General features: G+C 56.2%; 21 protein-coding genes. 18 read left to right on the top strand and 3 right to left on the bottom strand.

Features of this window, described 5'->3' with window-relative positions; genetic code table 11:
• The 7 genes from BLT89_RS14155 to BLT89_RS14125 all read left to right on the top strand — a co-directional run bounded on the left by BLT89_RS14155 (position 1) and on the right by BLT89_RS14125 (position 7,580).
• Entirely contained in the window at positions 1-1,758 is a 1,758-nt protein-coding gene (locus BLT89_RS14155) for a carbamoyltransferase family protein (RefSeq protein ID WP_090196701.1), read from the top strand.
• Positions 1,742-2,677, top strand: a complete 936-nt coding sequence (locus BLT89_RS14150; protein WP_231975026.1) for a glycosyltransferase family 2 protein — start codon at positions 1,742-1,744, stop codon at positions 2,675-2,677. Before BLT89_RS14155 ends, BLT89_RS14150 begins: the two co-directional genes overlap by 17 nt.
• Positions 2,677-3,648 (top strand): glycosyltransferase family protein, encoded by a 972-nt coding sequence (locus BLT89_RS14145; protein WP_090196695.1) that lies wholly within the window; start codon positions 2,677-2,679, stop codon positions 3,646-3,648. Before BLT89_RS14150 ends, BLT89_RS14145 begins: the two co-directional genes overlap by 1 nt.
• 10 nt (positions 3,649-3,658) lie before the next feature.
• A complete protein-coding gene (locus BLT89_RS14140) occupies positions 3,659-4,543 on the top strand; it encodes a glycosyltransferase (RefSeq protein WP_172829138.1) in 885 nt (294 codons plus the stop codon).
• 21 nt (positions 4,544-4,564) lie between these two features.
• Positions 4,565-5,179, top strand: coding sequence for an acyltransferase (locus BLT89_RS14135; RefSeq protein ID WP_090196691.1), 615 nt, complete (start codon positions 4,565-4,567; stop codon positions 5,177-5,179).
• A gap of 146 nt (positions 5,180-5,325) precedes the next feature.
• Entirely contained in the window at positions 5,326-6,324 is a 999-nt protein-coding gene (locus BLT89_RS14130) for a glycosyltransferase family 2 protein (RefSeq protein ID WP_090196688.1), read from the top strand.
• Positions 6,325-6,395: 71 nt separating this feature from the next.
• On the top strand, positions 6,396-7,580 hold the full coding sequence (locus BLT89_RS14125) for an O-antigen ligase family protein (RefSeq protein ID WP_157718884.1): 1,185 nt from the start codon (positions 6,396-6,398) through the stop codon (positions 7,578-7,580).
• 29 nt (positions 7,581-7,609) lie between these two features.
• On the opposite strand, the gene BLT89_RS14120 is transcribed toward BLT89_RS14125, so the two are convergent.
• Positions 7,610-8,266, bottom strand: a complete 657-nt coding sequence (locus BLT89_RS14120) for a phosphotransferase (protein WP_157718883.1) — start codon at positions 8,264-8,266, stop codon at positions 7,610-7,612.
• A gap of 224 nt (positions 8,267-8,490) precedes the next feature.
• Here BLT89_RS14120 and BLT89_RS14115 point away from each other — a divergent pair, with 224 nt between their 5' ends.
• On the top strand, positions 8,491-9,603 hold the full coding sequence (locus BLT89_RS14115) for a DegT/DnrJ/EryC1/StrS family aminotransferase (RefSeq protein ID WP_090196683.1): 1,113 nt from the start codon (positions 8,491-8,493) through the stop codon (positions 9,601-9,603).
• A gap of 13 nt (positions 9,604-9,616) precedes the next feature.
• Here the strand turns inward: BLT89_RS14115 and BLT89_RS14110 are convergent, their stop codons facing one another.
• On the bottom strand, positions 9,617-10,438 hold the full coding sequence (locus BLT89_RS14110) for a glycosyltransferase family 2 protein (RefSeq protein WP_197673513.1): 822 nt from the start codon (positions 10,436-10,438) through the stop codon (positions 9,617-9,619).
• A 176-nt stretch (positions 10,439-10,614) separates the two neighbouring features.
• Here BLT89_RS14110 and BLT89_RS14105 point away from each other — a divergent pair, with 176 nt between their 5' ends.
• The 10 genes from BLT89_RS14105 (at position 10,615) to BLT89_RS14065 (ending at position 21,660) form a co-directional block, all read left to right on the top strand.
• Positions 10,615-11,262: a NeuD/PglB/VioB family sugar acetyltransferase gene (locus BLT89_RS14105; protein WP_157718882.1), complete on the top strand. Its 648-nt coding sequence runs from the start codon at positions 10,615-10,617 to the stop codon at positions 11,260-11,262.
• Between the two features lie 37 nt (positions 11,263-11,299).
• The gene (locus tag BLT89_RS14100) at positions 11,300-11,935 is read left to right on the top strand and encodes a sulfotransferase (RefSeq protein ID WP_090196677.1); all 636 of its coding nucleotides are present in this window, start codon (positions 11,300-11,302) and stop codon (positions 11,933-11,935) included.
• A gap of 1 nt (position 11,936) precedes the next feature.
• Positions 11,937-12,824 carry a sulfotransferase domain-containing protein gene (locus BLT89_RS14095; RefSeq protein WP_090196675.1) on the top strand — a complete coding sequence of 296 codons (888 nt, stop codon included), beginning with the start codon at positions 11,937-11,939 and terminating at the stop codon, positions 12,822-12,824.
• A 3-nt stretch (positions 12,825-12,827) separates the two neighbouring features.
• Positions 12,828-12,989, top strand: a complete 162-nt coding sequence (locus BLT89_RS17735) for a hypothetical protein (protein ID WP_157718881.1) — start codon at positions 12,828-12,830, stop codon at positions 12,987-12,989.
• Positions 12,989-14,071 (top strand): acyltransferase family protein, encoded by a 1,083-nt coding sequence (locus BLT89_RS14090; RefSeq protein ID WP_090196672.1) that lies wholly within the window; start codon positions 12,989-12,991, stop codon positions 14,069-14,071. The genes BLT89_RS17735 and BLT89_RS14090 overlap by 1 nt, the downstream gene beginning before the upstream one ends.
• A 158-nt stretch (positions 14,072-14,229) precedes the next feature.
• Positions 14,230-16,035 (top strand): lipid A export permease/ATP-binding protein MsbA, encoded by a 1,806-nt coding sequence (gene msbA / locus BLT89_RS14085; RefSeq protein WP_090196669.1) that lies wholly within the window; start codon positions 14,230-14,232, stop codon positions 16,033-16,035.
• Complete coding sequence (locus tag BLT89_RS14080) at positions 16,035-16,931, top strand: GNAT family N-acetyltransferase (RefSeq protein ID WP_090196666.1); 897 nt, start codon at positions 16,035-16,037, stop codon at positions 16,929-16,931. The genes msbA and BLT89_RS14080 overlap by 1 nt, the downstream gene beginning before the upstream one ends.
• 13 nt (positions 16,932-16,944) lie before the next feature.
• The gene (locus BLT89_RS14075; protein ID WP_090196664.1) at positions 16,945-18,345 is read left to right on the top strand and encodes a PIG-L deacetylase family protein; all 1,401 of its coding nucleotides are present in this window, start codon (positions 16,945-16,947) and stop codon (positions 18,343-18,345) included.
• A 76-nt stretch (positions 18,346-18,421) separates the two neighbouring features.
• Positions 18,422-19,846, top strand: coding sequence for a bifunctional D-glycero-beta-D-manno-heptose-7-phosphate kinase/D-glycero-beta-D-manno-heptose 1-phosphate adenylyltransferase HldE (gene hldE, locus BLT89_RS14070; RefSeq protein ID WP_090196661.1), 1,425 nt, complete (start codon positions 18,422-18,424; stop codon positions 19,844-19,846).
• A gap of 77 nt (positions 19,847-19,923) precedes the next feature.
• On the top strand, positions 19,924-21,660 hold the full coding sequence (locus BLT89_RS14065; protein ID WP_090196659.1) for a carbamoyltransferase C-terminal domain-containing protein: 1,737 nt from the start codon (positions 19,924-19,926) through the stop codon (positions 21,658-21,660).
• Positions 21,661-21,664: 4 nt separating this feature from the next.
• Here the strand turns inward: BLT89_RS14065 and BLT89_RS14060 are convergent, their stop codons facing one another.
• The gene (locus BLT89_RS14060; RefSeq protein ID WP_090196656.1) at positions 21,665-22,255 is read right to left on the bottom strand and encodes an LON peptidase substrate-binding domain-containing protein; all 591 of its coding nucleotides are present in this window, start codon (positions 22,253-22,255) and stop codon (positions 21,665-21,667) included.
• Positions 22,256-22,262: the final 7 nt, after the last annotated feature.

Here is a 22,262-nt window from a genome sequence, read left to right as displayed (position 1 = left end):
GTGGCATTGACGATTCTCGGACTGTCCGGCGCCCTTAGCCATGACCCTTCTGCCGCCCTGTACATTGACGGCAAGCTGATTGCCGCCGCAGAAGAAGAGCGCTTTGTGCGCGACAAGCACGCCAAGCACCGCATGCCCTATGAGTCGGCCAAGTTCTGTCTGGAACAGGCCGGGATCAAACCGTCCGACGTCGATGTGGTGGCTATTCCGTTCGCCCCGATCAGCATCTTCGACAAGGCACGCTGGCATTACGCCAGACGCTACTGGTACGCCCCGGACCGTGCGCTGGATGCGATCCTGATGGGCAACCGGCGCTACAAGCGTTATCGCAACAAGGTCAAATGGTGCCTGGAGCAGCTCGGTTTTGATCTGAAGAAGGTCAAGATCGAAGCGGTCGAGCATCACCTGGCGCACGCTTCCAGTGCCTACCACTGTTCGGGCTTCAAGGAAAAAACCGCAATCCTCGGCATCGATGGCAAGGGCGAGTACGCCACCACCTTCTTCGGCTATGGCGAGAATGGCAAGATCCACAAGATCAAGGAATTCTACGACCCGGACTCCCTCGGCGGGCTGTACGGTGCCGTCACCGAATTCCTCGGTTTCGAGATGCTCGACGGCGAGTTCAAGGTCATGGGCATGGCGCCCTATGGTGATGCCAGCAAGTACGACTTCTCGCGGCTGGCCAGCTTTGATAATGGCGAGCTGGTGATCAATACCGACTATGCCAACGTCATCGGCCTGCGCCGCTACAAGGAAAAGGGCAAGGGTTTCTACTTCTCGCCCAAGCTGATCGAGTGGCTGGGGCCCAAGCGTGAAGGCGATATCGCCGACGATCCGTACATCCATTACGCCGCCAGCATGCAGGCGCTGTTCGAAAAGCTCTCGCTGCAGATGATGGATTACTACCTGGGCGACATTCTCAAGGAAACCGGCAAGATCGTGTTTGCCGGCGGCTGCGCACTGAACGTCAAACTCAACCAGCGGATCATTGCCCGTCCGGAAGTCAAGGAGCTGTTCGTGCAGCCGGCTTCCGGTGATGCCGGTACTGCGGTGGGTGCCGCCGCTTACGTCTCGCAAGCGCGCGGCGTGCCGGTGGAGAAGATGGAACACGTCTACCTCGGCCCGGAATACAGTAACGAAGACGTGATCGCCGCCTGTGCGCGGCATCCGGGTAAGCCGAACTGGCAACAGATCGACAACACCGTGCAGCGCATCGCGCGCATCATGGTCGATGGCAATCCGGTGGCCTGGTTCCAGGGGCGCATGGAGTTCGGTCCGCGGGCCCTTGGTGGCCGTTCGATCATCGGTTGTCCGAGCGTGCCGGGCGTGGCTGACCGCATCAATGCGCAGATCAAGTTCCGCGAGCGCTGGAGACCCTTCTGCCCGTCGATGCTGGATAGCGTTGCGCCGCAGATGCTCAAGGTCGATCACCCGAGTCCGTACATGACCTTCACCTTCGAAGTGAACGAGGAGTGGAAAACCCGTGTCAGCGAAGTGGTGCACGAAGACGGCACTTCGCGCGCCCAGGTACTGCAGCGCGAATTCAACCCGCGCTGGTACGACCTGATGAAGGAACTGGAAAACCTCACCGGCAATGGCGTGTCGCTGAACACCTCGCTGAATCGCCGTGGCGAGCCGATGATCTGCTCGCCGACCGATGCCCTGAACATGTTCTTCGGCTCGGATCTGGAGTACCTGATCATGCAGGACATTCTGGTGGTCAAGGATGGCGTCAAGCCATATGACGACGCTCTCTGAGCATGCAGCGATGAACGCTGAGCAGCCACCGCTGATCAGCGTGATCATTCCGGCCTACAACTATGCACATCTGCTGCCGCGCGCGCTGGACTCGGTGCTCGCGCAGTGGGCCGATGACATTGAGTTGCTGGTGATCAACGATGGCTCCACGGACAACACGGCCGATGTGCTGGCGGACTATGCGCAGCGTTATCCGCAGGTGCAGGTAATCAGTCAGGCCAATGCCGGTGCCGCTGCGGCGCGCAACCATGGCATCAGGCTGGCCCATGGACGCTATGCGTTGCTGCTGGATGCCGATGACGAATTGCTGCCCGAGGCTCTGGCCAGTCTGCGCCAGACCCTGCAGGCAAACCCGGATGCCGGTCTGGTACTCGGCGCCCAGCTGTCGGTGACGGCGGATGGTCGCGAGCGACTGCGGCTGCCCACGCCTGCCAGCGGTTCGCCGCGGCAGTTGATCCGGCGCTACCTGCTGGAAAAGAAAATCTCCATCTCGCACTGCTGCACGCTGTTTCGCCGCGACCTGTTGCTGCAGCGGCCCTACCCGGAGCAGTTGCGCACTGGCGAAGACATTCCGGTGTTTGCCTACCTGCTGGTGAGTGCTCCGGTAGCCCTGACCAAGCAACCACTGGCACGCATCCACAAACACGCCGGTAGCCTGCGGCATAACCGTGATGACGAAGAGGCGGTGGCGCAAGGCATGCTGCGCGAAGTCTTTGCCAGCCTGCCGGCCGAGTGCCAGCCACTGCGTAAACGTTATGAAGCACAGCGCTACCTGTCATTGTTTCGTGCAGCGTTGTTGGCGGATGACAAACCTGCGGCAAAACGTTTCTATCGCCACGCGCTGGGTCTGAGTCCACTGCAGGCATTGCGCTGGAGCTATCTGAAAAAGGCTGTGCGCCTGGCTTCGGGATTGGCCTGATGCGCGTGCTTTTAGTCACTGCGGCAAAACGACTGCCGGATTTGAGCACGTTGTACGCCGAGCTGGCCAAGCAGGTTGACCTGCAGGTAATGCGGCTGGACAAACAGCAGCAGCGCAATCTGCGCAAATCGTTGCATGCTGTCGACCTGCACAGCTTCACGCGGGTAATGCTGGATCTGCCGATCAAGAATGTCTACCAGCAGACCCGCTACCTGTCGGGCATTGAAGGCTTGCTGGTGTATGACGAGGATGCCTGCCAGAACTATCTGCACAACTCGCGCTGGCAGGGGCAGTTCAGCCGTTTCTACAAGCGCCTGCCGCGTGCGCGGATACTGGTAACCGGTGCCAGTGTGGCGGCGCGTTTGCAAGGCGAAGGGTTCAACGTGAGTTTTGCACCCAAGGGTTATGACCCGGCTCACCAGTATGTGCAACCCGACGCCCGCGACTTGACGCAGCGTGACATCGAGCTGGGCTTTATCGGCCGTACCGCCAGCGCTGCCTATTCCGGGCGCAAGGAGTTGCTGGAAGCACTGGCCAGTGTCGAGCCACTGCAAATGCTGCGTACCGAACCGGGTGACGCCTACCGGGAAATGCTCAACCGGATTCGCCTGTTCATCAGCGCCGATGTGGGGCTGGATGAGTACATGGCGAAGAACTTCGAGGCCATGGCCTGTGGTTGTGTGTTGCTGGCCTGGCGTCAGGGCAGGGATGAGGCAGCCATCGGCTTGCGCGAGGGCGAGCATCTGCTGTTGTATAACAGTCTCGGCGAGTTGCGCGAACATATCGCTGCGCTGCGCCTGGATCCACAGCGGGCACAGCGGATTGCCGATGCCGGCCGAGCCTTTGTCGAAAGCCATCTGAGTTACGCGCACCTGGCGGAGCGTATGGCTGCGATGCTGGCAGAACCCTGGCCAATGGTGCCGCCAGCTACGGGCTGGCGTGGGCTGTGGCAGCGGCTGAATTTCCTTTGAGAGTCAGTGCATGACATCGTTGAATACCGAACAGCCGCTGGTCAGCGTGATTATCGCGTCGTACAACCACGGGCCCTATATCGAGGCCAGTATCGGCAGTGTGCTGGCCCAGACCTATGGCAACGTCGAGTTGCTGGTGGTGGACGATGGCTCCACTGATGACAGTGTCGAGCGCATTCGCAGGCTGCAGCAGCAACACGGCTTCGATTTTCTGGTGCAGAAGAATCAGGGCTTGTCGCGCACCCTGAACGATTCCATTGCGCGCGCGCGCGGTGACCTGATCGTGTCGTTTGGCTCGGATGACGTTATGTTGCCCGAGCGTCTGGCCTTGCAGGTCGCCTACATGCAAGGCAAACCGGAAGTGGGCATTTGCGCGGGGAATATCGAAGAGATCGATGCCCGGGGTGTTTCGCGTGGAGCGCCGCGTAAGCTTGCGCTGCGGCGCCTGGATTTCGAGGATGTATTTCTCAATCGCAAACCCGGCGCGCCGGCGCCAACGCTGATGTTTCGTCGCGAGGCGCTGGAAAAGGTTGGTGGTTTCGATCCACAGATCCGTCTTGAGGATCTGTATATCCAGCTGAAGATCACCCGGGCCGGTTATTTCGTCGATATTCTTGCAGAAGTGCTTGCCCTGTACCGGGTGCACGGCACTAATACCTATAAGAATTATCGCTTCATGGTCGATAATGTGCTGAAAACATATGCAGCATTCAGCGACCACCCGGCGTATGCAGAGGTCTGTGCAAGGTTTCGTAATTCAATGCTGCTCAAGTGCGCACGTACCGACAGGCAGTTGGCCGTCGAGTTATTACGGCAGATACCGGCAAAATACTGGGGCAGCAAGACTCTAAAAGGCCTGTGGCGAATACTGGAAGGTAGCGTTAAGGCACGTTGATGGTTTTGAGCGGAAGCTTGTATGAAAATGAGTATGCTGCGGCCTTACCTTCTCAAGTCCATGAATACTCTGGTTTGTGTTCTGAGAGGTAAAGGGTCACTAATCGAACTGGGCAAGCGGGTGCGAATCGGTCGCGGTTGCGAGGTGAAAATCGATAAAAATGCATCAGTGAAATTTGCTGATGACGTCAAACTCCGATCAGGCTGTATCTTGCAGATAACCAAAGGCGCGCAACTCGAATTATCCGAGCGGGTCGAGCTCAGAAACTATGCAATTATCGAGTGTGGCGGCAAAGTACGGATTGGCAAGCGTTCGGTCATCGGGGCCTATAACTGGTTGCAAGGCTCCGGGGAAATAGAAATTGGCGACGACGTTATCATTGGCCCTGGTGTCCGCATTATTTCGACGACCCATGATGTTCGTGACCCAGACTTGGTTTTCGGCGCCCAGCCTTTGATCAATAAAAGCGTGCACATAGGCAGCAATGTATGGATAGGCGCCAATGTAATAATTCTCGCTGGAGTAACTATCGGAAGTGATGTTGTGATTGGCGCAGGTGCTCTGGTTACCAGGGATCTTGAAGGCGGCGGCGTTTACGTTGGTCAGCCGGCCCGCTACCTCAAGGCTGTTAGATAAAGTACATGTGCAACTGCATAGCTCCTGTGGACCGGCCGGATCAGGTCGAGTGCCGGGTAGTGTGCCGGCTTTCTTTCGGAAATTAATGCACCTCCTTTGCTCGTGAGTGTTTTCTCAGAGGTGGCTAAGTCAATTGGAGGTCTGGGTTGAACAGGGCGGATTTTGTTTCGATTATTGTGCCTTGTTACAACTATGGTGCCTTTGTTGCGGATACCGTCGCGAGTCTTCAGGCGCAAACGCATGAGTATTGGGAGGCGATTATTGTTGATGATGGCTCTGTCGATGACACGGCGAGTCGAGTGCTTGCGTTAGCGCAGAAAGATGCGCGAATTCAATATGTTCACCAGCAGAATCAAGGCGTGTCCGTCGCGCGCAATACCGGTATGGAGTTGGCGCGCGGTGAGTTCGTGGCATTTCTTGATGCAGATGATCTGCTCTCGCCTACCAAGTTGCAGGCCCATATTGAGCACTTCCGGCGTTGCCCGGCCGTGGACATATCCTATTCAAAACTTCGATTTTTCTCAGACAGCAAACGCTCCGAACTCTTCACCAATTATGGTTTGGATTCGGTGCGTGAACAGCGGCATCTGATTTCGGGTTACGGAAAAGAAACCTTCCCCGTACTTATCCGGAACAATCGCTTACCGCTGCAAACAGCCCTGTTCCGGCGCTCTCTGTTGCAGCGGGTAGGTCTCTTCGGAGTGGGCATGAGGGCTTTGGAAGATTGGGATTATGTACTGCGCTGCATCCTGCGAGGGGCTTGTGTGGCCCTAGTGGATGATCAAACAGCAATGGCCATGGTGCGGGTGCACTCCGGGAGCGCCACGCAAAATATAGCCTTTGCAGATTATCAGGAGCGTGTGTACGAAAATGTCCGGCTTGAGATCGCGCGTTTGCGAGCGAGTGGTGATGTAGATGAGGCGAATTTTTATGATGGAGCATTAAAGAAAACGTTGCTTGATCAGAGTCGCAGGCGAGCACGGCGCGTTAGCAAAGCCAGACGAAAAGAAATTATGCAGAGCATCCGGGAAGCAGGTATTTCTGATTTTGGTAGATTATATCCGGTGCTGAAAAAATATGGATTTGAATTTTTATATGCATATTCAAGAGTTTTTCTTGAGGAAGTCGCCAAGCTGTTCCGATAAGGATAATATCCGGGGGTAATTTTTGTTCGATTACAAGTTGAAGTGAATTTCAGTTTTTTGAGGTAAGGGTTTTGATTGGTTCGAATAAAGAGCAGTATCTTGTCAGGGCGATATATTTTGGATTTTTTATTTTATTTTGTGCGCACTGGCTGTTGACGAGTAATACGCCATATCATAAATTGATAATAGTATTTATATGGGTTCCTGCGTTTTTGCATGTGTGCTTCTATTCGTCCCGCTATAAGTCATTGAGCCGTACAGGTGCGGGTCTGTATTTGTTTGCGGCAGCGTGGTTCTCGTTTGTAGTTATTTACCACGCACAAAGCACACATGATTTGCGCGAACTGAAAATTCCTCTATATGCCGGCCTGACATTGCTTGGCTTTTTCGCGATTGCGCAAGCAGACCAGGAAAAATGTACAAGATTCCTGTTAATTTTCGCTGTACTTGGCGGTATTGGGGCGTGGGCTTCCTGGTTGTTCTTTTATCTGGTTGAGGGTAAGTCGTTGTTGTCCAGACACCCCGCCATTGGGCTGTGGAGTGTAATTATTCCTGCGGCACAGGCAACCGGTGCCCTTATGTTGCTGGTAGTCAGTCTCGGGTTAAGAAAGACCACGCGACCCCTTCTGAATGCAGTATTTGTTGTGACCCTGGCGGGCTATAGTATTTTCCTGATTGCAAATCAAAGTCGTGGCGTTTGGCTTGCTTTGCTTTTTGCGCTTGTTATCGTTGCATTGTTGTCGCGCAACCGTAAGATTTATCTGTTATTTGGTTTCTTTGTATTGGCACTGGGTTTGGTCTTTATTCTTGATAATAGTGTTTTTCTTAAGAGAGGCGTTTCGTTCAGGTCGGAATTATGGGAGCAAGGAATAAAGCATGCGCTGGATAACTGGTTGGTTGGTCTGGGATTCGAAAAATTCCAGGTAGCCATTGCATCGTCCAAGAAAGTTTGGTCGCACCCGCACAATATGTTTATTGATATAGCTATCCGCTTTGGCGCCGTGGGCTTGATTTCCTGGCTGTTGCTCTGGGGTTGGGCGATTGTCAGGGCATATCAGTATCGATTTACTGACCTGGGAATGGCGACACTGGTTTTGCTGATTTATTCAGGTGTCGTTGTGCAGACTGATGGTATTGCCCAGTGGATGAAGCCGAATCCCGGGTGGTTTGTGACCTGGTTACCCCTTGCCATGGCATTTGCGCTGGGTGGTAGCAAGCAGAAAGTTATTCCTGAAGATATTTCTGAGCCACTGTAGGGCTATCGTCAGGTTGGGCGGCGAAAAGGTTAACTCTTTTTGTCGAGCTTCCTGACGAAGTCCGCAAGTTCCATGGTTGAATGGCTCAGTGAGAGATACTGGCCAAAAAAATCTTCAGGGTTCAACGGGTCTGAAAATAACCATTGTTTGTCGATGTCATAGCGCAGCATGTGCTGGAAGTTGCGTATGCGTTGCATTCTACTTAGGGGGTGGCTCTGGCATTTCAAGTCTGCGATGTCTATGAGGCCGAATTCATTGTCGGGAGTGAGGACAACATTGCCCAGATGCAGTGAGCGAAAGTAAACGCCCTGCGCATGTAATCTGGCGACAAACTCAGCCAGACGCCTGCGCAAGTTTTTGGTTGCTTGATCATGCTTAATCAGCTCTCGCAAGGTCTGGCCCGGGAGTGGCGCGTAATGCACGGCATCCCGGTTAATGGCCGGGATGCGAAAAACAGCAATGATCTTCGGGCAGGGTATGCCTCTGGCATGCAGTGCCCGGGTGTTGTCAGCAAAGCGCTGGGCATAAGGCCAGAGTGCTGCTGAGGAAAGCAGGCGCTTTCGACGGAACAGCTTCAGGTAGTTTCCGTCAGGCAGTAGTAGAACTTTATCGCCATGACTATCTGCTTCAAGCACCCGGGCGCCCTGGCGCAGGCTCAGGTAATCGTGTTTTACAATAATTTGCATGCTTACCCCTTATGAGTGCCGCACATTTTACTCGACAATTGAGTTCCAGATGCCCGGGCGCTATCTGACGGTATTGTCCGGGGTCTGGATTTGGTTCGTTGTGCTAGCATCGGGCTAAGTCTGCAGTTCAGATCGGCAGGTGATTTCTAGAAGCATCCCCCGTTCAAACCTGTGATTGAAAGCGTTCCTGACGCAATTTCTTCTGGTGCTTGCAAGGAGCGAAGATGGCAGAGAAAAAACTATTTGTAACCCAGCCAAATTTGCCCCCTCTGGATGAGTTCATCCCCTACCTTGAGGACATCTGGCAAAGCCGCGTTCTTACCAATGGCGGGCCGATGCATCAGCGACTGGAGCAGTCGCTTTGCGAGTACCTTGGGGTTGATCATCTGGCTTTGTTCAATAACGGCACAATTGCATTGCTGGTTGCGCTGCAGGCATTACGGATTACCGGCGAAGTAATCACCACACCCTATTCATTTGTGGCTACTGCCCATTCGTTGCTATGGCGTGGCATCAAGCCGGTCTTTGTAGATATTGATCCTCTAAGCATGAATCTGGATCCTGCGCTTATTGAGGCTGCAATCACGCCGCACACTACGGCCATAATGCCGGTACATTGCTACGGAAATCCTTGCGATGTGGAGCAAATCCAGCGGATTGCCGATACCTATAATTTGCGTGTTATCTACGATGCAGCACATGCTTTTGGTGTGCGCGATGCTGGCGGCAGCGTGCTGCGCCATGGTGATCTGAGTGTGCTTAGCTTCCACGCTACCAAGGTGTTCAATACCTTCGAGGGCGGAGCCATCATTTGTCCCGATGCACAGACCAAGCAACGTATTGATCAGCTGAAGAATTTCGGAATTACCGACGAGGTGTCCGTAGTAGCACCCGGCATCAACGGCAAGATGAATGAAATAAGCGCAGCATTCGGACTATTGCAACTGGAGTATATTGAGCAGTCCATGGCCGCCCGGCGCCAGATTGATACATGGTACAGAGTTGGGTTGGCGGGTATTCCAGGCATTCGTTGCGCACAGGTGTTCGCCGGGGGCAAGGCCAACTATTCCTACTTTCCTGTGCTGGTTGATCCGCAGTACTCGCTCAAGCGCGATGAGTTGTATGCGTTGCTCAAGAGCAATGAGATCTATGCGCGGCGTTATTTCTTTCCACTGATCAGTGAGTTTTCGATGTATCAGGGCATGCCCTCGGCGCATCGGGGTAACTTGCCTCATGCTACTCAGGTTTCAGCAAGAGTTCTCTGCTTGCCTATCTATCCTGACCTGACCGAGGCGGACGTGGAACGGGTCGTCGAGGTCATTCGGAGGGCTGCCTAGGAGCGCGGCTGACTCAGTCAGTCACTAGCGCCTGATTTCTTTCCTTGTAGTGGAACAGCAGCGGCTCGGGAAAGCGGTCATGACTGACGCCGAGGTACTTGAACTTGCGGAAACGGTTCCAGTCGCCTGGCTCCTTCAGGCGGTAAGCGTTGATGTCCCATTCGATGCGCTTCAACCAGTTGTGATAAAGCACCGATGAAGTCGTAACTTGACCGGCTGCAAACTTGGTGGCCGAGTTGGTTTCCCATTGGTCATTGGCGACTTCGTATTGAAACGGGTGCCAGACGAATTCCAGTTTCCGCTGTTGAGCGAATGCCACAAGCTTCTCCAGGCGATCGAGAGGGAAGCGGTCATCGTCATCAAGGTGGGTAATGAAGTCACCTTTGGCTAGTGACAGGGCGTGATTCATCGGTTTGCTACCGGCGACCATCCAGCGCAAAGTGCTGTCATCTGGATAGCGCCCACGCTCTTCCAGATTGACAAAGTGCAGACGAGGATCGTTGATTGCAGCTACCCGCTCTTCGGTGTCATCCTCACAACAGTCGCCAACCACAATCAGCTCAAGATTTCTGTAGGTTTGCTGCAATATCGAGGGAATAGTGCGTTCGGTGAGCAGGCGGCCTCGATTGTAAGTAGCAATGCATACGCTGATCAGTGGCATATCCTTGCTGAATACCTTTTGGAAATCAGGGCTTTTACGATCTCGCAGATAGTCATCAAGAATATTGTCAGGCATGTCGATTCTGCATCGAATGGCATCCAGCTCGTTTTCGAACCTTGTCTGCAAGCGCCCCTTGAGTCGCTCGACGCGGTGTTTGTTGGAAAGGAAAAACACTGGCTATATCCTGCTTGAATCAGTCAGGGGATTTTATATCTCTCTGCAAGTCAGAACATAGGAAAGTTCAGTTGTGGATTGTGACTATGGATTGCGGAAATGCTGCGTTATCTGTCGTGAAGGTCGTTCAGGCTGTTAGCTGTCGGGAGAGGTGAATGCGACAAGAGTCCGTGCTTATGGTTGGATCCGGAGGTCATGCCCGGGTACTGGCGGATATTCTCCATCTAAGCAACGGGTTGCGTCTGGTGGGAGTAATTGATGATTTCGAGATGGCTGGCACGCCAGCCCTGGGCGTAGAAATACTTGGTACCTGTGAAGATCTGCCGCGCATCATGCGCCAGCTGGAGTGTTGCAGGGTGGTGCTGGCGGTCGGTCACAACGCACGCAGACTGGATCTGGCAGCACGTATCGAGTCGCTGTGTAACGATGTCGTTTGGCAGAGTCTGTTACATCCTGCAGCCGTTCTGGCTGGTGATGCAGTCGTGGGCGAAGGCGCAGTCATTATGGCGGGTGCGATTGTCAATGCAGGGGCGCAGATCGGACGGCACTGCCTCATCAATACTTCGGCGATAGTCGAGCATGACTGCAAATTGGGCGATGGAAGTAGTGTCGGGCCGGGAGGTGTGCTTGGCGGCAATGTAAGGCTGGGAGTTGGTGCCATTGTTGCGCTGGGTGCAGGCGTCATCAATGCGCTGGAGTTGGGGGAGCATGCTCTACTGGGCGCTGGCGCAACAGCTGTCCGGGATTTGCCAGCCTATGCGGTGGCATTAGGTGTCCCGGCACGAACAACAAGATTTCGCGATGCTGGCGAAGAATACCTATGACCGCTACCGGCTAAGGTCACTATTACAGGAAGGACTAATGTTCGGGTTTGGCAAGAGCGACGAGAAGGTGTTCTGTATCGGCTTCAACAAGACTGGAACGACCTCCCTGGAGCAGGTATTTCAGGAGCTGGGCTGGAAGGTTGGCAAGCAGAAGCATGCAGAGTTGCAGCTGGAAAACTGGTCCCGCAGAGAGTATCGGCCACTGTTCAAATACTGTCGCACCGCGCGGTTTTTTCAGGATATTCCGTTCAGCCTGCCTTTCACCTATCAGGCGCTGGATGTGCAGTTCCCGGGCAGCAAGTTCATTCTGACTGTGCGGGATAATGGCGATCAATGGTTCGATAGTCTTGAGCGCTTTCATCGCAAGATGTTCGGCTTTTCCGCGCACCCAGACGAAGCAGAACTGGCCGAGATCAAATACCATTACAAAGGCTGGTTATTGCAGTACCTGACCTTCGTGTTCGGACCGGTTACGCAGGGTGCTTATGATCGACAGCGCTACATAAGAATTTATCAGGAGCACATTAGTGCAGTGCAGGAGTATTTTCGGTTTCGCCAGGATGATCTGCTGGTGCTGAACCTCACGCAGCCGGGAGCCTATGGCAAATTGATGGACTTCCTTGGCTTGCCCGGTCGGCAGGGCGATTTCCCATGGCTGAACAGGAGCGATTGAATTGAAACGTTTCGTTCGCTCGCTGAGGAAAAGGAAAGCACGTCTGGTACGCCACGTTGAAAAAGCCTTCTATCCGCCAATGCGGCCTGCTGGTGTTGTGCTGGGGACACAGAAAGGTGGTACTACCGCGCTGTTCCATTATCTATCACAGCACCCAGATGTAGTGCCGAGCCTGCAGAAGGAAATCCACTTTTTCAATTGTGATGCGCATTACGAGAAAGGTACTGATTACTATCACTCGTTCTTTGAGGCGGCAACACCCTCCAGGGCGTCACGAATCACCCTGGACATCACGCCTGGTTATCTGATGGCTGGCGATCTAGTGGCTGAACGCCTTGCTCGCTACAATCCGGACCTGAAATTGTTGGCATTGTTGCGCGAGCCTGTTTCCAGAGCATTTTCTGCTTGGCAGATGTTTCGCAAAATGCGCAGCATAAATCCGCAATGGTTTGATCAGTGGGTACATGGCTATCGGCTGGTCGGCTTTGAAAATATGCAGATCCGTCCGGTATTTGGCGAGTCATTTTTAGACGATGTGCGCTTTGAAATTGATGTGATGGATCGTGGTGGGGTTGTCGACCTTCCACTGATAAAGCATGGTTTGTACTTTTCCTGTTTACTAAGTTATCTGCAGAAGTTCCCCTTCAGTCAGGTTCAGGTAATTTCCAGTGAAGAGTTCAGGCGAGATACGCGTAACAGCCTGCACGCGATCGAGGCACACTTTGGCATCAGCCGGCATGCCTGGCAGAGCGAGCAGATCAGACCGCATTTCGAGGGAGGCTACAGTGAGCCGATCCCGGCGGATGCAAAGCAGCTGCTTGCAGATTATTACCGACCATTCAACCAGCAGCTGTTTTCACTGCTTGGCCGTGAATTTGACTGGAGTTGAGTGTTGAATCTGGGTAGCGCGCGCGCGGCCAAGCCGCTGCAAATCACCGGTTACATCCTTCTGGCGACAGCCTTTCTGGTGCGCGGCTGGATACCGGTCTTGCTGCTGGTGATCATCGCATTGCTGGTTGAAAGGCGTAAGACTGCTGCCGGAGAAGAGCGCTGATGGCTGTATTGGGCAACTTTGCCGGTGTTCGCGAGAATAACTTCAATCTGTTGCGCTGCATTGCCGCGCTGATGGTTATCTACGCGCACAGTTGGGGGCTGTCGACCCAGGGCGAAGCGGATGATCCACTGAAGATCTTTCTCGGGGGAAGCGTTGGCATGCTGGCGGTCAATGCCTTTTTCATCATCAGTGGCTTTCTGGTGATGCAGAGCTGGGGGCGCCAGCGTTCACTGCTGAACTTTTGCCGGGCAAGGGTCTTTCGCGTGATTCCGGGGCTTTTCGGGGTATTGCTATTCACTGTGTTAATGGCTGGTTTTTTCTGGAGCACGCTGGATGCGGAAGCGTTCTTTCGCAGCGGTGAAACCTGGAAATATTTTTACAAGAACCTGCTGATGATAAAGACCGAATATGACCTGCCGGGTGTGTTTGCCAGCAACCCGTATCCGGATGCGGTCAATGGCTCTCTGTGGACGTTGCGTTATGAGATGAAAATGTACCTGGCGCTTGCCGTGCTCGGATTGCTTGGCTATCTGGGCGGGAAACGGTTGCGTTTGTTTGTCGGTGTATTTGTGCTCTGGTATCTCGGCAACACCCTGGCCGGTCTCTGGATGCTGGAGGCTCCGGTATCCGACGAGATGCTCAGATTGTCGTTGTGTTTTTTCCTTGGAGGTCTGGCGACCTGTTACGGGGCGAGATTGCCACTGCATGGTGGCCTGCTGCTGTTGTTGGGCGCGCTGATGCTGCTGTCTCGCGGCGGCCTGATGTATGACTTGTTCGCGGCGCTGTTTCTCAGCTATGCGGTTTTTTATATTGCGTACATTCCGCGCGGCTGGATCTTGAAGTACAACCGGGTTGGTGATTACTCCTATGGTCTTTACCTCTATGCCTTCCCCATCCAGCAGGTGATATTTCTGAAATGGCCGCAACTCGGGCCGCTATGGGTATTCGGCCTGGCATCGTTGCTGACGCTTGTATGCGCCATCATCTCCTGGCATCTGCTCGAGAAGCCATTGCTGGATTATTGCAAGCGGCTCAACAGTGCGGTCACCATGCGTCCAGTTACTGCGATGGCAAAGGGTTGAGCTAGTGAAACCGGGCTGCGCCGAGATGGAATCTTTGCAATATGACCATTTCAGCACCAGATCAGGTTGCCGGGTTTGCTTTTGCTGACCCACAGTAGTGAAGGGTTCGCTGGTACAATTTGCTTCCGCATCCAGTGAATAGTAATGAGGGTCGAGCAATGCCCAAGGATAACCAGCAATCCGACCTGAAGGTTTATCTGCGGTTGCTGCGCTACGTATGGCCTTATGCTGGCCTGTTTCTGATCAGTATCCTCGGGTTTCTGTTTTTCTCCTCTACCCAGCCGATGCTGGGATACATCCTCAAGTATTTTGTCGATGGATTGAGCAATCCCCAGGCCAGTCTGTTCCCGCATGTACCCTATCTGCGAGACCTGCAGCTGCTGCAGGCCGTGCCGCTGATGATCGTGCTGATTGCCGCCTTTCAGGGCATCGGCTCTTATCTTGGCAACTTTTTCCTGGCCAGGGTTTCCTTGGGTATGGTGCGCGATTTGCGCATTGCGCTTTTCGATAACCTGCTGACCCTGCCCAATCGCTATTTTGACCAGCACAACTCGGGGCATCTGATTTCGCGCGTTACCTTCAATGTGACCATGGTTACCGGCGCTGCTACCGATGCCATCAAGGTGGTTATCCGCGAAGGCATGACCGTAATTTTCCTGTTTGGCACATTGCTCTGGATGAACTGGAAGCTGACTTTGGTCATGCTGGGCATCCTGCCGGTGATCGGCTTGATGGTGGTCAGTGCCAGTCGCAAGTTCCGCAAGCAAAGCAAGAAGATCCAGCTGGCCATGGGCGATGTTACCCATGTGGCTTCGGAGACCATTCAGGGCTACAGGGTTGTGCGTAGCTTCGGCGGTGAACCTTATGAGCAGGCCCGCTTTCGTCAGGTTACCGAAGACAATGCAAACCGCCAGTTGCGCATGATCAAGACGGGTGCGGTGTATACCCCCATGCTGCAACTGGTGATTTATGTCGCCATGGCCGTGCTGATGTTTCTGGTGCTGTTGATGCGCGGAGATGCAACGGCTGGAGAGCTGGTTGCGTATATCACCATGGCGGGCCTGCTGCCCAAGCCGATTCGCCAGTTGTCCGAGGTAAGTTCGACCGTACAGAAAGGCCTTGCGGCTGCCGAGAGTATTTTCGAGCAACTGGATGAGCATCCGGAGGTTGATAGCGGGACGGTGGAGTTACCCAGAATCACCGGCCGTCTTGAGGTACGCAACCTGAGTTTCAGTTACCCGGATACGGACAAGCCGGTGCTGGACGATATTTCCTTTATCGCCGAGCCGGGGCAGATGGTGGCGCTGGTTGGTCGCTCGGGCAGTGGCAAGTCGACCCTGGCCAATCTGGTGCCGCGTTTCTATCACCATGAGCAGGGGCAGATTCTGCTCGATGGGGTTGATGTCGAGGAGTACACCTTGCGCAACCTGCGCCGGCATATAGCGCTGGTGACGCAGCACGTGACGCTGTTCAACGACACGGTGGCCAACAATATTGCCTACGGTGATCTGGCAGGCGCGCCGCTGGAAGACATCCAGCAGGCATCTGCCGCAGCCTATGCCGATGAGTTCATCGAGAAAATGCCGCAGTCCTACAAGACCCTGGTTGGCGAGAATGGCGTACTGCTTTCCGGTGGCCAGCGCCAGCGTCTGGCGATTGCCCGCGCGCTGCTGAAAAATGCACCGCTGCTGATTCTCGACGAGGCTACATCGGCCCTGGATACCGAATCAGAGCGGCACATCCAGGCCGCTCTGGACAAGGTGATGCAGGGCCGCACCACGCTGGTGATTGCGCACCGCCTGAGTACCATCGAGAAGGCCGATCTGATTCTGGTAATGGATCAGGGCAAGATCGTCGAGCGTGGCACTCACGCGCAATTGCTCGCACTTAATGGCTATTACTCACGCCTGCACGCACGTCAGTTTGAAGAAGACGAGGCACCGGCTGTCGAGACCCATGACTGATGCTTGATCGTCTGCGCTGGTTTCGTGAAAAGGGCTGGGTGGCGATAGACGCGCCCGCCTACAGCGAAGTCTGGCAAAAGTTTGGCGGCAGTGTGGCGACCCATCCGCAGGTAGTCGAGCGCCTGGCGGCGCTGGCCGGTATTCCGGTGCGTTATCTGGGCTGGCCGGAGAACGGCGAGTTGCAGGCGGCTATTCCGGTGTGGGGGCGGTATCTGGCGTTGTCCAAGGATGTACTCAAGCAACAGCTGAAACGTGGCCTGTTTGATCTGGGGAATGCCGAAATCATTCTGCCGATTGCCGAGGCGGCGCAGATTCCTTTGCGCCACAAGGCGCGTTATATATCGGCGTTGCATGTGCAGCAGATCAGCACCTTGCGCGAGCAGCCGGAAGGCTTGGCACTGGCCCGTGAGCCCGAGCAATACAGCAAGAAATTCCGTTACAACCAGCGCCGTGAACAGCGTTTGCTGGAAGAAGCGGGAGGGTTGATTCGCCCGATGCTTGAGCTGACTGCTGCCGAACAGGCCGCGATTTATGCTGACCTGTTCCAGCGCCGCTGGGGTTTTCCGGCAACAGGTGAGGCGCATCTGGCAGAAGTGTTCGGCTTGATGCGCGAGTTCATGACCGGCTCGGTGGTCTATCTGGCTGATCAGCCGGTGGCAATCCAGATCCTGTATCGCGTTGAATCACCCCGCTGGGTCAGCGTCGAGTACATCAACGGCGGGGTCGATCCGCAACAGCGCGATTTCAGTCCGGGCAGTGTGCTGAGCTTTGTGAATACGCAGAATGCCTGGGCTGAGGCGCGCGCGCTGGGCAAAGTGCTGCGTTATTCGTTTGGCCGTGCCGACCGCGAATACAAGGATCGCTGGTGCAATCGCGCGGCGGCCTATCAGGTCTGAACCGGGGGCAAGCATGGAAGGACGCAAGCAGCAGCTGTTGAAGCGGCATCGCCGGCACAAGCGCCTCGCGCTGGCGGCTGGTCTGCTGGTGCTGCTGGCGCTGGCAATCTGGGTGGCGTGGTGGTGGCTGCCTGTGCTGCTGGTGCTGGGCTGGGTAGCGCATGAGGCCTGGTTTGCCGATCACCTGTTTTACGCGCCGGATCAGGATTATCAATATGCATTCCCCGATGGCACGCCCACCCATGCCGTGCAATTGCAGTCAGGCGTTGTGCGGGTTGATGGTGACGTGGGCACTGCAGACACGCTGATTCTGCAGGTAGAAATCTGCTGTAGCTGGTTAGGCCGCTGGCTGGACCCCCATGTATTGATTGGCGATGACCGGCAGGATTTCGAGCGTGGCGTGAAGGGCCGGCGATATCTGAATCTGTCGGGGCAGCTTGAGGCGCTCAGAAGCGGCAGGCTGACCCTGAACGGTCGCCGCTGCCAAATCCGCTCCGCTGACGTGCTCTACGCCATCGGGAACGCGGATTACCGTCAGCAGCGGGTGATGGTGATCGCACCGCATGCTGATGATGCCGAGCTGGCGGCATTTGGCCTCTACAGCCAGGCCGCAGAGGCAAGCATCGTTACCCTGACTCAGGGCGAAATCGAAGCAGAAAGTTATCAGGCATTGGGTCTTGAGCAGGCGGCGGCGGCCCGACTCAAGGGGCGTCTGCGCAGCTGGGACAGTCTGGCTATCCCGCTCTGGGGCGGCGTGCCGCAACAGCGTTGCGTGCAGCTGGGTTATTACTGCCTGCAATTGGCGGACATGGCGTCCTCTGCCGAACGGGTCTGTCCATCGCGTGAGTCCGGCGAAGCGGATATCCGGCTGGTGCGTGGCCAGAATCCACTGCGCCTGCCTGGCGATGCCGATGGCCTGCCGACCTGGAACAATCTGCGCGCGGATCTGGCGGCGCTGCTCGAACATTTCCGCCCGGATGTAGTGGTCACGCCACATCCGCAGCTTGATCCGCACAGCGACCATATAGCGGCCACCCGGGCGCTGCTGGAGGCCATCGAGATCTGCAGTTGGCAGCCGCAGACGTTGTTGCTGTACGCCAACCACCTGCACGATAACGACCGCTGGCCGATGGGCCCTGCTGGTGGCGGTGTCGCTCTGCCACCAGTCTTGCAGGCATTGCCGGCAGACGCCATGTGGAGCCTGTGCCTGAGCGCACAGCAGCAGCTGGACAAGGCTATGGCGCTGTCCATGCAGCATGATCTGCAGGGCCGGCAACCCTGGAAAAAACGCCTGAGGCGGATTGTGCAGTACCTGTTGGCCGGACGTCGCTGGCCGGCAACCGGCGAGAATGAGTTTTTCCGCAAGGCAGTGCGTCGCCATGAGCTGTTCTGGGTGCGGCGTCTGGTCGAATAAGCTGTCGCAGACCTCAGGCTGTGCCAGCACCCCCTGTGTTATGATTCGCGGCGCTTTTACCGCCTCCGGAGTGCCCATGAAGCTGTCCATGCCCCGTTTTGATCAGGCTACCGTGCTGGTGGTTGGCGATGTCATGCTCGACCGCTACTGGCATGGCAGTTCTTCGCGCATTTCTCCGGAAGCGCCGGTTCCGGTGGTCAAGGTCGAGCAGATCGAAGATCGCCCCGGTGGTGCTGCCAACGTTGCACTGAACATTGCCGCACTTGGTGCGCCGGCGCTGCTGGTTGGCGTGACCGGCGTCGACGAGGCCGCCGAGAGCCTGCGCGATAGCCTGGCGGCAGTTGGTGTGGCGGCACATTTCCAGCAAATTCCCAGTCAGCCGACCATCGTCAAGCTGCGTGTTCTGAGTCGTCACCAGCAATTGTTGCGGATGGATTTCGAAGAGCAGTTCAAGACCGACGCCCCGGCTTTGGCTCTGCAAGTTGAAAGTCTGCTGGCAGGAATCAAGGTGCTGGTGCTTTCCGATTACGGCAAAGGCGCGCTGCAGAATCATCAGGTCCTGGTGCAGGCCGCCCGGGCACGCGGTATACCGGTACTGGCTGATCCGAAAGGCCGGGATTTCTCGATCTATCGTGGTGCCAGCCTGATCACGCCCAATCTGCATGAGTTCGAGGTGGTCGTCGGTCATTGCGCCGATGAGGCCGACCTAGTGGCCAAGGGTGCGCATTTGATGCAGGAACTGGAGTTGGGTGCATTGCTGGTGACCCGTGGCGAACACGGCATGACCCTGCTGCGCCCCGGCCATCCGGCCTTGCACCTGCCGGCGCGGGCGCGCGAAGTGTTCGATGTAACCGGTGCCGGCGATACGGTGATTTCCACCCTGGCGGCGAGCATTGCTGCCGGTGAAGAGCTGCCACAGGCGGTGGCGCTGGCCAATCTGGCGGCCGGTATCGTGGTCGGCAAACTTGGTACCGCTGCCATCAGCGCGCCGGAATTGCGCCGCGCGGTACAGCGCGAGGAAGGCTCCGAGCGCGGGGTGGTCAGCTTTGATCAGTTATTGCTGGCGGTCGAGGATGCCCGCGCCCATGGCGAAAAAATCGTGTTTACCAATGGTTGTTTCGACATCCTGCATGCCGGCCATGTGACCTATCTGGAACAGGCGCGCGCCCAGGGCGATCGACTGGTACTGGCGGTCAATGACGATGCTTCGGTCAGTCGACTGAAAGGCCCCGGTCGACCGATCAATTCGGTCGACCGGCGCATGGCAGTACTCGCCGGACTGGGTGCTGTGGACTGGGTAGTGAGCTTCCCGGAGGATACTCCGGAGAACCTGCTGCGTGCGGTCAGGCCGGATGTGCTGGTGAAAGGTGGTGATTATGCCATCGACCAGGTGGTGGGTGCCGGGATTGTCACGGCATATGGTGGTGAGGTGCGGGTGCTCGGTCTGGTGGAGAACAGCTCGACGACCGCCATCGTGGAAAAAATCCGGGAACGCTCCTGACCCCGGGCGCTCTTAACCAACTCTTATTTATTACCGGATCGGCCCGCGCCATCCTTTTGTCAAGGTAGTCAAACGCTATGTACATATTGGGCATTCACACCGGCCATGATGCAGGCGCTTGCCTGTTCAAGAATGATCAGTTGCTGGCTTTCTGCAAGGAAGAGCGGCTGAACCGGATCAAGAATGACGGCGGCTTCTTCGACTTGCAGTCAATTGACGAGGTGCTGCGCATTGCCGGTATCAATCGCCAGCAGGTGGATGCAGTTGCCTTTACGCGGATGAAATTCCCGGTGTCCTGCTTCAAGACCTCGGCCTTGCCGTTGCGTGATGTGCGGCGCAAGGTGCTTGGGCAGAAGCGTGAGCGCTCACTGGCGAGCCTGATGATCAAGCAGAAAAACCTGGATGCAGCGACTTTCCTCGACTTCGACAAGTTGCGCCGCTATATGGGCTTGCGTGCCGATGTGGCCTTGCACTTCAGCAACCATCACAAAGCCCACGTACTGTCATCCCTGCGTTTTTGCGACTGGACGGATGATGTGTTGCTGGTCAGCTGTGACGGCGGTGGTGATGCCGCCGAGTATTCGGCCTACCTGTTTGCCAACCAGCAGCTGGAGCTGCTCTGGGGTGGTGAGGAAACGCTGCTCGATCAGCCGCAGAACTCCGGTGCCTCGATTGGCCTGGCCTATGCCTTCGCCACTGCCGCATGCGGCTTCCGCCCCAACCGGCATGAAGGCAAACTCACCGGTCTGGCTGCTTTCGGCAAGCCCGTGGTGGCGCCGCAGATCGTCGAATTATTTCCGGTCGACGAGAGCGGGCATATCCATAACCATCTGGCCGATCACAAGGCACTGCATGCCGAGCTGGAAAAGCTGTTCAACGGTTTGTCCAACGAGGACATCGCCGCTTCGATCCAGATTGCCACCGAGCAGGTCATCGTCAACTGGTTGCAGGCCTTGCTGAACAAGCATCCGGCCAAGTACATCGCCATGAGTGGCGGGGTGTTTTCCAACGTGCGGCTCAATCAGCTGGTGGCAGCACTGCCAGGGGTCGAGGAAGTGTTCATTTTCCCGGCGATGGGCGATGAAGGTCTGCCGGTCGGTGCCTGCGTCGACTACTGGATTGCCAGTCAGGGGCTGGACAGGCTGACCCGAGACCGTCTGACCCACCTGTATTACGGCTGGCCCTATACCGGCGAAGACCTGCTCAGTGCCGGCGAACGGCTGGGCTTTCGTGTCGAGCGCAGTCCTGAGCATGTGCAGAAGACCGCGCAGCTACTGGCGGAAAACTGGGTCGGGGCAATCTTCTATGGCGCCATGGAGATGGGCCCGCGCGCACTCGGTGCCAGGACCATTCTGGCCAGCCCGGCCAAGCGCGAAGTGAATGACAGCATCAACAAGCGCCTGCAGCGTACCGAGTTCATGCCTTTTGCACCCTTCGTACTAGATGTGGATGCCGAGCGGGTCTATGACGTGGATGAGCGCAACCGTTACGCCTGCCGCTTCATGACCATTACCACCAAGGTCAAACCCGAGTGGGCCGACAAGATCGCTGCCGTTGTGCATGTCGACGGTACCGCGCGGCCGCAGATCATCGAGCGCGAGACGAATCCGCTGTACTACGACATTCTGCGGGCTTTCAAGGACATCACCGGCTTGCCGACGCTGGTCAATACCAGCTTCAACGCCCATGAAGAGCCGATCATCAATACTCCGGAAGAGGCGCTGCAGGCGCTGGCGGATAACCGCATCGACTTCCTTGTGTGTGATGGTGGCATGGTGTTCCCGTCGAACCGCGCCGGGGCAACTGCAGCCTGAGTGCTCAGGCGCCCAGAGAGCCCTGCAACCGCTCAAGCAGGGTCTGGATCTTTGCCAGGCGCTGCTGCGGATTGTTCAGCTCGAGCAACCGGGCTTTTTCCGCGATGGAGAATGGCAGCAGATAAGCCAGCTGGTTGGCCAGCATCTGTTGGCCAGTGGGGCTGCTGTTCAGGTTCAGGCGGTCTACCAGTGGATGTTCGGCCAGCGCCTGCAACAGAGCTACCAGGTCGGCGTGCTGCTCGAGCAGGGGTTGCTCGGCCTCCTCCTGCAGCCATTCGATTTCGGCACTGATTAACTGATCCGCTTCCACCCAACTGTTTTTGACCCTGAAGCGCCGGCCACCTTCGACACGGATGCCCAGCAGACCGTTAGGCAGCTGCTGCCAGTCGCGGATCAGGGCTTCACAGCCGATCATCGAGAAGTCGCGGGCGGCTATGCCGGCTTCCCGCCCTTCGATTATCCCGACAATACCGAAGCTGCTGTCCTGTTTCAGGCAGCGCCCGAGCATGTCCAGATAGCGCGGCTCGAACAGTTGCAGATCCAGCTGGCAGCCGGGAAACAGCAGGGTTGCAAGCGGAAACAGGGCGAGGCTCATGGGACGG

The organism is Pseudomonas pohangensis (assembly GCF_900105995.1).
Taxonomy (GTDB): domain Bacteria; phylum Pseudomonadota; class Gammaproteobacteria; order Pseudomonadales; family Pseudomonadaceae; genus Aquipseudomonas; species Aquipseudomonas pohangensis.
This window is presented reverse-complemented; position numbering and strand designations above follow the sequence as displayed.